This is a genomic window from Bacillus sp. NPDC094106 (assembly GCF_044764345.1).
Classification (GTDB): Bacteria; Bacillota; Bacilli; order Bacillales; family Bacillaceae_G; genus Bacillus_A.
The window spans coordinates 68,812-81,367 of the sequence record NZ_JBIWHY010000014.1; the positions used below are offsets into that span (position 1 = coordinate 68,812).

A 12,556-nucleotide genomic window follows, 5' to 3' on the forward strand; every position below is an offset into this window, starting at 1 on the left:
ATAAATTGTAGAATACAAAAAATATAGAAAGGGTGTGATAGTATGTTTGTTGCAAGAAGAGAGAATGGTGAGAAGGTTCACCTTCTTTACAATCGAGATAAGGAGACATTACTTACGATGAGGAAGAAGGAACGTTTTTTTTGTTTAGTTTGCGGGAAAGAAGTACAGCTTAAGTTAGGAAATCAGAAGACTTGGCATTTTGCTCATAAAAAAGTGGATCAGTGCCACGTTTCATCTGAACCGGAATCTACCTACCATATGCGCGGGAAAGAGCAGTTATATAGATGGCTCAAATCGCAAGGGTTTCATGTGGAAATTGAGCACTATCTTCCAGAGATTCGTCAAAGACCGGATATTTTTATGGAGATAAAGGGAAGAAGAATAGCGATTGAATATCAATGCGCGTCAATCTCCACTGAACAATTAGTAAAGAGAACCTATTCATACCGGAAAGCAGGAATACAAATCATCTGGATATTAGGTGGAAATCAATTGAAAAGGTACTCTGCTTATTGGGTCTCATTATCCTCCCTTCACTCTTTTTGCATACAATCTTATCCTCAGCCGCTACTCCTATTTTTTTGTCCAAATGAAAAGTTGTTTATGAAATGTGTATTTCTCACTCCGTTTTCTACCCATGTTCATTTCTCACATACCATTCATTTTCTGATACGTACGAGTACTTTCGAAGAGATCTTTTGTCAGGTTCCTTTTCGGAAAGAGCGTTTGGAACGAGAATGGCAAAATAAAAAGAACCACTTTCGAATGAATGTCCTACCAATCTGGAATTATAGTCATAAATCATTGCTCCACCTCTTATATCAGTTCAAACTTTCTCCCTCAAATTTTCCTTCTGAAATCGGTGTTCCACTTCCATCTGCATTTGCATTTCAAACACACCCTTTTGTATGGCAGGCTTTTCTTTGTTTAGACTTCATTGGCAAATTTAAACTTGGAGAATATTTTTCATTGCATGCTGTTTTTTACTATGTCAATAAAAGGTGTAGTATGCAGCGGCGAATATTACCGTATTTTTCACAACATGTATGGAAGTTTGCAATCGTAGAGTATATAACATTTTTATGTAAAGTAGGGATGATTGAAAAAGTCGATATGTATAAGTATCGAAAAGTGAGGCAATTTACTATGTCAAAAACAGAGGAGGAAATAAAAGAATATGACGCAATTTCCTTAGCGCATGCACTATCTCTATTTGAAACAAAGTATAACATGAGAAAAGAAAAAGGGGATATAATAAAAGAGCGCCTAGAAGGATTTACATAAGAAGAATCGAATTGTACTTAAGTAGAGAAGATTAAAGGGAGGGTCTATTGATGCCTGGACAAAATACAGTAAAAGCATTGCCAAATCGTAGTGAAATTGAAGAAATGAACACATGGCGTTTGGAAGATATTTTTCAAACGGATGAAGAGTGGGAAAAAGAATTTCAAGCAGTGAAGGAGCTATTGCCAAAACTAGCTGAATTTAGAGGGAAACTTGGTGATTCTGCGAATACGCTGTTAGCAGTATTACAGCATGAAGATGAAATTTCAATGCGATTAGGAAAGTTATATACATATGCGCATATGCGTTATGATCAAGATACAACAAATTCTACTTATCAAGCACTGAATGATCGTGCAACAAACTTATATTCACAAGTTTCAAGTAGCATGGCATATATCGTGCCTGAAATCTTAACAATTTCAGAAGAAAAGTTACAATCATTTTTACAAGAGGACAAAGAACTGAGTGTATATGAACATGCATTAGAAGAGATTACACGTCAGCGTCCGCATGTTTTGTCAGAAGCAGAAGAGGCATTATTAGCAGAAGCATCTGAAGTGATGAGTGCATCAAGTAATACATTTGGTATGCTTAATAATGCAGATTTAAAATTCCCATCTATTAAAGATGAAAATGGGGAAGAAGTAGAAGTAACACATGGCCGTTATATTCAATTTTTAGAAAGCGATGATCGCCGTGTTCGTCATGATGCGTTTCATGCTGTCTTCGAGACATATGGAAAATACAAAAATACATTTGCAAGCACATTAAGTGGTGCAGTAAAACGTAATAACTTCAATGCACGCGTTCGTAAATATGATTCTGCACGCCAAGCTGCATTAAGTAATAATAACATCCCTGAAGCGGTATATGATCAACTTGTCGAGACAGTAAATGAGAACTTACATTTATTGCATCGTTACATTGACATTCGTAAACGTGCATTAGGGCTTGATGAATTGCATATGTATGACTTATATACACCACTTGTACCAGAAGTGAAAATGAATGTGAAATATGAAGAGGCACAAGACATTTTATTGAAATCTTTAAACGTCCTTGGTGACGAGTATGTTGAGATTTTAAAGGAAGCGTATGAAAACCGTTGGGTAGATGTATATGAAAATAAAGGGAAACGTAGCGGGGCATACTCATCTGGTGCATATGGAACAAATCCGTATATTTTAATGAACTGGCATGATAATGTAAATAATCTATTTACACTTGCACATGAGTTTGGTCATTCCGTGCATAGCTACTATACAAGAAAGACACAACCACATGTATATGGTGACTATTCAATATTCGTTGCCGAAGTTGCATCTACTTGTAACGAAGCAATTTTAAATGATTATTTATTAAAAACGACAGAAGATAAGAAAGAACGTTTATATTTATTAAATCATTACTTAGAAGGATTCCGTGGAACTGTATTCCGTCAAACAATGTTTGCAGAATTCGAACATATCATTCATAAAAAGGTACAAGAAGGTCATGCAGTAACGCCAGATATGTTAACGGAAATTTACTATGATTTAAATAAAAAATATTTTGGAGATGCTTTAGTCATCGATAAAGAAATTGGTTTAGAGTGGTCTCGCATTCCGCATTTCTACTATAATTACTATGTATATCAGTATGCAACAGGATTTAGTGCAGCAACAGCTTTATCCAAACAAATTTTAGAAGAAGGAAAACCAGCGGTAGAGCGTTATATTAATGAATTCTTAAAAGCTGGAAGCTCTGACTATCCAATTGAAGTATTGAAAAAAGCAGGAGTAGATATGGCATCACCAGAGCCTGTTAAAGAAGCGTTACAAGTATTTGAAGAGAAGTTAAATGAATTAGAAGCATTATTATTTGAAGATAAGTGAGGCACTTGCTTCATTACAATTAAGTGAAAGACCGCAAGGAAATTTCTGAACAGAAATTTCCTTGTGGTCTTTTTTGTAAAGTAAAAAAACTTGTTTTTGGATATGTTGAGAATGTTACGAAATACACTTAAGAAATAATTAGAAGAGTGATCCGAAAAAAATTATTCACTGCAAGTATATGTCCAAGCGATGTATTTTAAATTAGCATACTATACTAATAATTCACACGTGATAAGGGAGTAGTAGATTCAGATTGGAATTTGTATCACATCAATTACATGGTTAGGTTTTGCAGGGGGACACGGAAATGGTTGCAACGATTATCGACACATTTTATTTAAACCGCGATTTGGCACGTGTAATGGGGGTTGCAGGATTAGAACTAGTAAAGCACATTGAATTGGAAGAACTGTATTGAAAAGCTAGAAGAATATTTTTAATCTTGTAACAAAGGCAGGGATAGACATGGACAAAATGGTTTTGGAAGTACTCTCAAAATACGGGATACGTCCTCAAAAATGTACCTTAATTAGAAATAAGGGAGATAGGAGTGTATGGAAAGTAGAGGGGAAAAAAGGTAAATTCGTATTAAAATTAGTTAGTGCTGAAAAAGCCCAAAAAATTTCGAATGTAACCCTGTTTCTTTCCGGTAAAGGAATTCCTGTAATTCCTGTTGTTCCAACATTAAAGGGTGATTTTATTGTCCGAAGTAAAAAAAACTTTTTCGTTCTCTTTCCATGGTTTGATGGAGACGCCATCAGTTACAGAACTCCGGGAACAATTGAGAAAATGTCTGTCTTATTAGCTCAATTTCATGAAGCTTCTAGGGGATTCCAAGCAGCAGGAAAACCAATCAAGAAAACAGAATTGAATTTGTTGAAGGAGTATTCAAGAAAAGTTGAACAGTTGGATAAAATATATAAGAAAGTGCGTTCGAGAAAAGATCCGATAGTAAATGTTTTCTTAGATCATTATTCTTGGTTGCGTAAAAGGTGTGATTGGGTGATAAATACACTTCCGAACACATCCTATTATAAACTTTTAAAATTAGTAGATTTGGATCCGATATTGATTCATGGTGATTATGCAAAATATAATATTCTTAGTGATAATGAGGGGAATTGGAAAATTATAGATCTTGATGATGTAGAAATTTCTTTTCCATTGAAGGAGTTATCGAAAATGATGAGCCGAATAGATTGTAAACTTGGTAATTGGAGCTCGGCTAGATATCAATCGATACTACAATGCTACAGAAGCATTCGTCCTTTCACCGAAGAAGAGGAGGAATTACTCCTATTAGATTTGTGTTTTCCTGATCGAATACTAAATTTGATGAATAAATATGATAGAAAAGCCAAGGATAAAGCTTTTTTAGAAGAATTTAAGAGCTGCTTAGCTATAGACAAAGAAAAAATAAAGGAATTATCCATAAAAAATTTAGAATGGGGTTCTTCGTGAAAAAGTGTGAATGGGGCCTGGATATAAAGTGAAACTTTAATCAGTGGGGGCTCTTCATCCCCCACTGATTATTAGTTGAACGAATCGGGCTTTTACGGGCAGTTGATCCCCCACCGAACTTCTTTGCTTTTACTGAATTTTGAGGTGGGGGCCTTACTGCCCGCAAATAGCGGGATAAATAAAAAGAACCATTCTTTTTAAGTATTCCTCTCAAAAAGGATGGTAAAAAGCTAAAATATACGGTTATGAGATATTTTTCTTTTTCAGAAACCTTTAAAGCGTTTATAGTGGTTCAGGTAGGATATAATCAATATAATTGCTCCAAATAGAAGGGGAAGAGATATAAGTAAAGGAAAGGTTTTGAGTAAAGAGAGAATGTATAAACAAAACGAACCAATTAGAAGACAAATAAACAGTAGAATATGAAATTTTCTCATATATAAACCTCCTCTATATATCATATTCAAAAATGAAAACGTTTAGAATGTGACAGAAGTGTGAAATTCGACAAAAGGTATTGTCAATTCACGTCGAATCTTGTAATATAATAGATGTGAACGAATTCACATACAAACATATACCCCTTTGTTTGAACGTGAAAATTTCTCCCATCCCCTTTAATATTTTTATAAGCCGTAAAGAAAAAGACCTGGTGTTTTACACCAGGTCTTTTTCTTTTGCAATCCATTTCCAATACCGTTCACATTTCATCTCAATCATTCGTACTTTTCTTTTGAGTGACAATTTTTTTAGCTCTCGTTCTATTTCTTGTTGCGGACAGCCATATATGAATGCAAGTTCTTTAGATGACATAAACTGAACCATTTCTAGTAGGACCTCTAGCCGAGGTAATGGAGCAGGCTCAATATCGCACTTCACAAGTTCCTTTAATAACTGTACATATACATCATATGAATAAATTCCCGCAATTTTAATGCCTTCTTCATCTGAATTCGCATGAAAGAACAGGAGGGAAGGGATCTCGGTAATATGCATTTCATTTGTGAATTTCAAATCACATTGGAATGCTTTTTTTGCACTAATTGAATGCAGATCTTTTTTAAATTCTTCTATATCAATACCACTTTGCTCAGCACATGACAGTAATAATTCCGCATCTGGCTTGAATACATTTTCAAGAAAAATGTATTCTTGGAGTTTTCGCAAAAACTTCGAACCTGCTTTTCGACCTTGCAACTCTGCCGCTTTAATTGCAATAGAAACTAAATACGGTGTAGATGAGGCATCTTGCATATTGACCTTTCCATCACATGAAAATCCGTGCAAACTTGTTGTTTTTTCCCACACAAATCGAATATTAGCAGGTTTATTCCATTTGTGTGAGGGGGCAATGGCCCCATCCACTTTACCAGTTAATATATGCCGGATTGAAAAGTGCTTTCCGTATTCGAGCCATAATTTAATGATGATTGGTTCGATGTCCCAACAGTCTTTGCAAAGTGGATCGACAAACAAATAAGCTTCTACAGATTTATGTTCGCATTTGGAAAGAGAAGGCATGTGCATATGCGTTGCTTCCTGTTTATCCATTATGCTTCACCTGTTTCATTTGGAGTGTTGACCATATGCTGTGCAGTTAACGCTAAACGTTCAAAAACAAATTCTCGAATTTGTCCGTGTACTCCTGTATCTTCCATAGCTTGTTCCATACATGCTAACCAGGCTTTTGCTCGCTTTGGTGTAATCTCAAAAGGGAGATGGCGTGCTCTTAGCATAGGGTGACCGTGTTCTTCTGTGTATAAACTTGGTCCTCCTAAATACTGTGTTAAAAATTGCTTCTGTTTCCTGGCTGTTTCTGTTAAATCGTCTGGGAAGATGGGAGATAAGTCAGGGTGTTTGCTGACATAGGAATAAAATGTATCGACTAATGTTGCAATGCATTGTTCACCGCCAATTGCTTCAAATGGTGTCATCGGTTGCTTGCTCATCCTTTATAAACTCCTTTTCCATCAAGTGTATATCTATTGTAGCAATGGATTGTTATGAAGAGCAACTAAACAGCTTTCATCCAATCTTTTGCTTATTATATGTTTCTTAAGCAGATCTATTTTCTTCTCAAATGCTGAAGTAGAATCTGTCAGTTGGCGAAGACGAACCAGCAGTGAAAAAAGCGTTCACTGCCGGAAGTTTCACTTTAGCGTGCATTGTTTTGTTTTGCAAGAAAAAAGCGTTGCACTTTATTCTTTGTATGCCGAACAGGGATATGATATTGACTCAATAAGTGAAGAAAAGCAGCTTTACCTGTCGGCTCGTCTAGTACTTCGTATTCAAGTTCATAATCATCGTGATTGTAATAGAAACTATGATCAAATACAAGTGTTCCGCCTTTAAAAGGAATTTCTGCTCTTTCTGTTGTTAAGCTTCCCATATAAGCTAAAGTAGAAACCGGAATTTGTAATTCATGTAGCTCTTTTGCTACAGGGCCTGTAATAATTTGAGCGGTTTCCATCATAAGGTGCGCTTCTTGCTCTGTTAGCGTTTGATGCGTCTCAAGTAATCCAGTTTCAGCTGGTTGTTTTAAAGTTAATGTATAAGCGCCGTTTTTATGACGAATACGAAGAGCAGAGCCAGCCTTTTTTAAAGAAAAGTGCGGAGTTTCAAAATAATGATTTACTTGTTTTGTAAATGATTGAATGGAAAACGCTTTGCATAATGTTTGAAATTCCTCTTGTGTGACCATATTTTTGAATTCAATTTCAATTTCTTGTGTCATTGTATGAGCTCCTTTTTAAAAGTAATTCTGTAGACATTATCGCTTTTTCACAAATTTGGTTCAATGTTTTATTTGTTTGCGCCCATGTTATGATACAATAATAGTGCCAAGTAAGACAGGAAGTTGATATGGAGGAGTTTGAGTATGCAAAATAAAATTCAAGTTAAGAGCGTAGAAGAAAGAGAAAATGCTCTTATTTTTTGTGCGGAAAATACGGAATTACAGGTGGAGGAGTTAACAGCACGTAATCACGTACTTGTAGACTCAGATCATTTATCATTTTTATATATCTTAGAAAACGAATCATCTTTCATTTATATAAGTATTCCGCATACATACTGGGAAGCAATGCATGATGCAATGAAAAAAGAAAAAGTCATGTTTGTTCGCGTAAATAATATTGAGATCGAGTTAGAACAATTAAAAGAAGAAGTAGAATATTTAATTGAAAATATTGAAGGTAATGCAAATTACGGGGAAGAACTTGTGACAGCAGTAGAAAAAGTATTTCTGTAAGCAAATGGATTGATTTTGGTGGTGGTTGAAATGAATCGTAATTGGGAAGAATTTTTAGCGCCGTACCACCAAGCGGTGGCAGAGCTAAAAGTGAAACTAAAAGGAATGCGTTCTCAGTTTACAATGTTAACAGAACACTCTCCGATTGAATTTGTAACAGGCAGGGTGAAGTCGGTTGCAAGTATTATTGACAAAGCAGAAAAACGAAATGTACCACTTGATCGGCTCGGAGAAGAAATGCAGGATATTGCTGGTCTTCGGATGATGTGCCAATTTGTCGATGAGATTAAACCAGTTGTCGAGTATCTTCGAAAACGGAATGACTTTGAAATTGTGGAAGAACGAGATTATGTGACCCAAAAGAAAGAAAGTGGTTATCGTTCGTATCATGTTGTGATTAGTTATCCTGTTCAAACGATTTGCGGAGAGAAAAAAGTACTAGTTGAAATTCAAATTCGAACGCTAGCAATGAATTTTTGGGCAACAATTGAGCATTCTTTAAATTACAAATATAGTGGGCGCTTTCCAGAAGATATTAAAGTACGCCTTCAGCGTGCGGCAGAAGCAGCATTTTTGTTAGATGAAGAAATGTCTTCGATTCGTCTTGAAATTCAAGAAGCACAAAAGGTTTTTTCGCGCAAACAAGAAGCGAAAGAATCCGAATCATAAACTAAAGGGTGTTGGGCGATGAAATTTGCAATTATGTCAAAGGGAGATCAATCATCAAACGCGCTTGCGAGTACGATGACGGAATATTTGCAGGATTTTGGATTTACAATGGATGAAATGGAACCTGATATTGTAATTTCTGTTGGGGGAGATGGAACGCTTTTATATGCGTTTCATCGTTATTATAATCGATTAGATGAGACTGCATTTGTTGGTGTGCATACTGGCCATTTAGGATTTTATGCAGATTGGTTGCCTACAGAAGTAGAAAAGCTAGTGATTGCGATTGCCAAGACACCATTTCAGGTAGTAGAATATCCGCTTTTAGAAGTCATTATTCGCTATGTGGATGGCAGTAAAGAATCAAGGTATTTAGCGATGAACGAAGCAACTGTAAAAAGTGCGGAAGGTACATTAGTTACAGAAGTAGAAATTCGTGGGGAATATTTTGAAACATTTCGCGGAGATGGACTTTGCATTTCTACTCCTTCGGGAAGCACAGCCTATAATAAGGCGCTTGGCGGGGCAATTATTCATCCTTCTATTGAGGCAATTCAAATTGCGGAAATGGCGTCGATTAATAACCGTGTATTCCGTACAGTAGGATCACCGCTTGTTTTGCCAAAGCATCATACATGTGTTTTAAAGCCAACTGCAGGAATGAATTTGCAAATTACAGTGGATCATTTAACGATGGTTCATCAAGATGTGAAATCAATTCAGTATCGCGTTGCAAACGAGAAAGTGCGATTCGTTCGTTTCCGTCCTTTTCCGTTCTGGAAACGAGTTCGTGATTCATTTGTTGCGGATGAATAGAGAGGGTTTATGCATTTGAAGGGATTTACACTAAAATGGTATATAACAGAGGCGGAAGAGGGAATGCTCATTCGGGAGTTTCTAAAAACGAAAGGGATTTCTAAAGCTGCTTTAACTGATATAAAGTTTCATGGCGGAGCAATTGAAGTTGATGGTAAGCATGCGACGGTTCGCCACATATTACAGGCTGGAGAAGAATTGCGAGTGTTTTTTCCGATTGAGGAAAGAAGTGAAGGCATGCAGGCTGAAAATATTCCACTGTCTATCGTATATGAAGATGATTCAGTTCTTGTAATCAATAAAGAACCATACATGTCAACCATTCCATCAAGGGAGCATCCGGCAGGAAGTGTTGCGAATGCGCTTCTGCATCATTATGATAAACAAAATCTTGCTAGTACGGTACATATTGTAACAAGGCTTGATCGTGATACTTCAGGACTGATGTTAATTGCGAAAAACCGATTTATTCATCACCTTTTATCAAAGCAACATCAACAAAAGCAAGTGAAACGAACATATGAAGCGATTGTTCACGGAGAAATGCTGGAAGAATCGGGTACGATTGATGCACCAATTGGAAGAAAAGACGATAGTATTATTGAACGAATTGTATGCGAGGGTGGCCAAAAGGCAATTACTCATTTTCAGGTTATGGAGAGCTTCCCGAACAAGACGCGTGTAGCGTTGCAGCTAGACACTGGAAGAACGCATCAAATTCGTGTACATATGGCATATGTAGGGCATCCGCTGTTAGGGGATGACTTGTATGGAGGGAGTACGTCGCAAATGAAACGACAAGCGCTTCATAGTACAAGTTTAACGTTTTATCATCCTATTTTAGAAAAACAGATGACTTTTCATAGAGATGTGCCAGAAGATATGAAAGAAGTATTGAAATAAAGCTGCCTTCAGCGTATGAGGGCAGCTTTATTTTGCAGTTCGTTATGTAATAGGACGAAATTTCTCAGGTACAAACGGCATCGAAGAGGGAACTGAAATTGTCTTCATCTCTGGATAGCAGAGTCCTGTTAGTTTTCCTCCAAATACAGCCCCTGTATCAATATTTACGGTATGATTAACAAAGCGAGGTTCTGCTACAGGGGTATGTCCGTATATAATCCAGGCTTTACCTTCATAATACTTTGCCCAATCACGACGGACAGGAGAGCCATCAGGATGTTTTTCTCCTGTAATATCACCATATAATACAAAGGTTTGGACTTTCTTATCTGTTCTGCCTATATAATCTTGGCGAATACCAGCGTGACAAACGATGAGTTTGCCGTTATCTAATATATGGTAGAGAGGAGACTGTTCATATAGAGCAATAAACTTTTTTTGTATGATTTTTTGCTCACGGGTAGGTAATGATTTATATTCAGCGACAGTTGTTTCTAATCCGTGTGCGATTGTTACGTTACGTCCGATAAAAAAACGGTATAGCTTATTACAATGATTCCCGGGTGCATAGTATGCTTTTTTTCGGTTTATTACAAGTTCCCATACAATTTCAATCATTTTGAGGGAGTGCGGACCGCGATCTGTAATGTCACCGACGAAAGCAAGTTGTCGCCCCCCAGGATGAACGGGAAGTCCGCTTTCCCAATGATAGCCGAGCTGCTCTGTTAACGTTTGAAACTCTTCAAAGCAGCCATGAATATCCCCGATAATATCATATTGCATGTTATAGCCCCCATCTCAGTTTTTTCTTAGTATACCTAAAGTGAATATGGAAAAAACCATATCCCATTGGATATGGTCTAATCAAACATAAATCTTTTCGTTCGTGATCGTACGTTTAGGATGAAGCCAATCGCAATCATATATGTGAGCAAAGAACTACCACCATAACTCATAAGTGGAAGGGTGATTCCTGTGATTGGAAGTAACCCGATTGTCATTCCAATGTTTTGGAATACTTGGAATGTAAACATGCCAACCGTTCCTGCACATAGATAACTGCCAAATGGATCTTTACATTCTAAAGCGATATGAATCATGCGGTAAATGAGCAGGAAGAAAAGTGAAATGACGACACTTGCACCTAAAAATCCAAATTTCTCTGCAATATTTGTAAAAATAAAATCTGTATGTGGTTCTGGAAAATATACTTCACTATTTTCCCATCCTTTTCCATGAAGCTCGCCAGAACCAGTAGCTAAAAGAGCCTGACGTAACTGATACCCTTGTGTATCGTATTCATAAGGTGCTAACCAGCCATAGAAACGATCTAATTGATATTCCTTTAAAATATGAGCCTTAAAGAATTCTGTATGTTCGAAGTAAATATAAGTTAGCGCAGTAGCGGCTGCAATAACAAGAGCCGCTAAGCCTAAAATAAAGCGCCAACGTACACCAGAAACTAAAATCATTGCTGCGAGCATCGCTGAAATCACCATCGTATTTCCTAAGTCTGGCTCTTTCGCGATGAGCAGCAATGGAGGTAAACTAGCGGCAAATATTTTCCCAAGTAAAATCAAATCTTCACGCGGTGAGCGAAACGGATATTTCTCATTATGATTTGTGATAATCCTTGCAACGACAAGAATTAGAAATAATTTCATAATTTCAGAAGGCTGGAAATTACCAAGGCCCGGTAAACTGTACCAAGCGGTAGCTCCTTTAATTGTCACAGCTCCCGGAATTTTGAGTTCAAGTCCAATGAGGAGCAACATGGCAACCCCATATAAATACCAAGCGATTTGTTTATAGCGATCAAAATCAACAATCATAATGACGAAAATGGCGATTATTCCAATGACGTACCATTGAATTTGTTTCAGTACGAAATTTACACTTTGTAAAGCTGGTGGTAAAGATGGCTGAGCACTTGCAATGGCAAAACAACTCACAGCCGCGATTGCAAATAAAATGAGTATTAATATGTAATCTATTTGATATTGAGAATTCTTATTCTTCACCGTATGTAGTCCTTTCTACTGCTCTTTATGTAATAAAAAAAAGACGTTATTACCATATTAGCGAATTTTGGATGGTTTGCAAATATGCTGTTTGGAATTTGAATGTGGGATGTTAGATTATATAGATATAAATTGAGAAACTGATAAAAAAACCTTTCTTTTTAGGTGGGAGAGAGGGTCCGACCATGCATAGAAGCGGTTAGGGCCTATTTTCGCCCCGTGCCGAGTGAAAACAAAGGGAGAAAGTGAGGGTAGGTCAGCTTGAGTTTTCGTAG

At 36.8% G+C, this 12,556-nt stretch carries 12 protein-coding genes; 7 read left to right on the top strand and 5 right to left on the bottom strand.

The window, feature by feature from the left end; translation table 11 throughout:
* Positions 1 to 42 precede the first annotated feature (42 nt).
* The 3 genes from ACIQ7L_RS19650 to ACIQ7L_RS19660 all read left to right on the top strand — a co-directional run bounded on the left by ACIQ7L_RS19650 (position 43) and on the right by ACIQ7L_RS19660 (position 4,622).
* Positions 43 to 1,284, top strand: coding sequence for a competence protein CoiA (locus tag ACIQ7L_RS19650; protein WP_400571106.1), 1,242 nt, complete (start codon positions 43 to 45; stop codon positions 1,282 to 1,284).
* A gap of 50 nt (positions 1,285 to 1,334) precedes the next feature.
* A complete protein-coding gene (pepF, locus tag ACIQ7L_RS19655; protein ID WP_400571107.1) occupies positions 1,335 to 3,161 on the top strand; it encodes an oligoendopeptidase F in 1,827 nt (608 codons plus the stop codon).
* Positions 3,162 to 3,626: 465 nt separating this feature from the next.
* Positions 3,627 to 4,622, top strand: coding sequence for a CotS family spore coat protein (locus ACIQ7L_RS19660; RefSeq protein WP_400571108.1), 996 nt, complete (start codon positions 3,627 to 3,629; stop codon positions 4,620 to 4,622).
* A gap of 657 nt (positions 4,623 to 5,279) precedes the next feature.
* On the opposite strand, the gene ACIQ7L_RS19665 is transcribed toward ACIQ7L_RS19660, so the two are convergent.
* From ACIQ7L_RS19665 to ACIQ7L_RS19675, 3 genes are all read right to left on the bottom strand, one after another.
* The gene (locus ACIQ7L_RS19665) at positions 5,280 to 6,173 is read right to left on the bottom strand and encodes a ClpXP adapter SpxH family protein (protein WP_400571109.1); all 894 of its coding nucleotides are present in this window, start codon (positions 6,171 to 6,173) and stop codon (positions 5,280 to 5,282) included.
* Positions 6,173 to 6,571, bottom strand: coding sequence for a globin domain-containing protein (locus tag ACIQ7L_RS19670; RefSeq protein ID WP_400571110.1), 399 nt, complete (start codon positions 6,569 to 6,571; stop codon positions 6,173 to 6,175). The genes ACIQ7L_RS19665 and ACIQ7L_RS19670 overlap by 1 nt, the downstream gene beginning before the upstream one ends.
* A 206-nt stretch (positions 6,572 to 6,777) precedes the next feature.
* Positions 6,778 to 7,356: a CYTH domain-containing protein gene (locus ACIQ7L_RS19675; protein WP_400571111.1), complete on the bottom strand. Its 579-nt coding sequence runs from the start codon at positions 7,354 to 7,356 to the stop codon at positions 6,778 to 6,780.
* 144 nt (positions 7,357 to 7,500) lie between these two features.
* On the opposite strand from ACIQ7L_RS19675, the gene ACIQ7L_RS19680 reads away from it, so the two are divergent.
* Genes ACIQ7L_RS19680 through ACIQ7L_RS19695 form a run of 4 tightly spaced genes read left to right on the top strand, consistent with a single transcriptional unit; the run spans position 7,501 to position 10,260 of the window.
* Positions 7,501 to 7,872 (top strand): UPF0738 family protein, encoded by a 372-nt coding sequence (locus ACIQ7L_RS19680; RefSeq protein WP_400571112.1) that lies wholly within the window; start codon positions 7,501 to 7,503, stop codon positions 7,870 to 7,872.
* Positions 7,873 to 7,902: 30 nt separating this feature from the next.
* The gene (gene yjbM / locus ACIQ7L_RS19685; protein ID WP_016113795.1) at positions 7,903 to 8,541 is read left to right on the top strand and encodes a GTP diphosphokinase; all 639 of its coding nucleotides are present in this window, start codon (positions 7,903 to 7,905) and stop codon (positions 8,539 to 8,541) included.
* A gap of 18 nt (positions 8,542 to 8,559) precedes the next feature.
* Positions 8,560 to 9,357, top strand: coding sequence for an NAD kinase (locus tag ACIQ7L_RS19690; protein WP_400571113.1), 798 nt, complete (start codon positions 8,560 to 8,562; stop codon positions 9,355 to 9,357).
* A 15-nt stretch (positions 9,358 to 9,372) separates the two neighbouring features.
* Positions 9,373 to 10,260 (top strand): RluA family pseudouridine synthase, encoded by an 888-nt coding sequence (locus tag ACIQ7L_RS19695; protein ID WP_400571114.1) that lies wholly within the window; start codon positions 9,373 to 9,375, stop codon positions 10,258 to 10,260.
* Between the two features lie 42 nt (positions 10,261 to 10,302).
* Here the strand turns inward: ACIQ7L_RS19695 and prpE are convergent, their stop codons facing one another.
* Together prpE and ACIQ7L_RS19705 are read right to left on the bottom strand one after the other, a co-directional pair.
* The gene (prpE, locus tag ACIQ7L_RS19700) at positions 10,303 to 11,043 is read right to left on the bottom strand and encodes a bis(5'-nucleosyl)-tetraphosphatase PrpE (RefSeq protein WP_400571115.1); all 741 of its coding nucleotides are present in this window, start codon (positions 11,041 to 11,043) and stop codon (positions 10,303 to 10,305) included.
* A gap of 77 nt (positions 11,044 to 11,120) precedes the next feature.
* On the bottom strand, positions 11,121 to 12,281 hold the full coding sequence (locus tag ACIQ7L_RS19705; protein WP_097898188.1) for an FtsW/RodA/SpoVE family cell cycle protein: 1,161 nt from the start codon (positions 12,279 to 12,281) through the stop codon (positions 11,121 to 11,123).
* Between the last annotated feature and the right edge of the window lie 275 nt (positions 12,282 to 12,556).

What these genes read in the sequence shown, in the direction of transcription:
- ACIQ7L_RS19650 (WP_400571106.1), top strand. Translation starts at nt 43, where the DNA reads ATGTTTGTTGCAAGAAGAGAGAATGGTGAGAAGGTTCACCTTCTTTAC.
- pepF (WP_400571107.1), top strand. Translation starts at nt 1,335, where the DNA reads ATGCCTGGACAAAATACAGTAAAAGCATTGCCAAATCGTAGTGAAATT.
- ACIQ7L_RS19660 (WP_400571108.1), top strand. Translation starts at nt 3,627, where the DNA reads ATGGACAAAATGGTTTTGGAAGTACTCTCAAAATACGGGATACGTCCT.
- ACIQ7L_RS19665 (WP_400571109.1), bottom strand. Translation starts at nt 6,173, where the DNA reads ATGGATAAACAGGAAGCAACGCATATGCACATGCCTTCTCTTTCCAAA.
- ACIQ7L_RS19670 (WP_400571110.1), bottom strand. Translation starts at nt 6,571, where the DNA reads ATGAGCAAGCAACCGATGACACCATTTGAAGCAATTGGCGGTGAACAA.
- ACIQ7L_RS19675 (WP_400571111.1), bottom strand. Translation starts at nt 7,356, where the DNA reads ATGACACAAGAAATTGAAATTGAATTCAAAAATATGGTCACACAAGAG.
- ACIQ7L_RS19680 (WP_400571112.1), top strand. Translation starts at nt 7,501, where the DNA reads ATGCAAAATAAAATTCAAGTTAAGAGCGTAGAAGAAAGAGAAAATGCT.
- yjbM (WP_016113795.1), top strand. Translation starts at nt 7,903, where the DNA reads ATGAATCGTAATTGGGAAGAATTTTTAGCGCCGTACCACCAAGCGGTG.
- ACIQ7L_RS19690 (WP_400571113.1), top strand. Translation starts at nt 8,560, where the DNA reads ATGAAATTTGCAATTATGTCAAAGGGAGATCAATCATCAAACGCGCTT.
- prpE (WP_400571115.1), bottom strand. Translation starts at nt 11,043, where the DNA reads ATGCAATATGATATTATCGGGGATATTCATGGCTGCTTTGAAGAGTTT.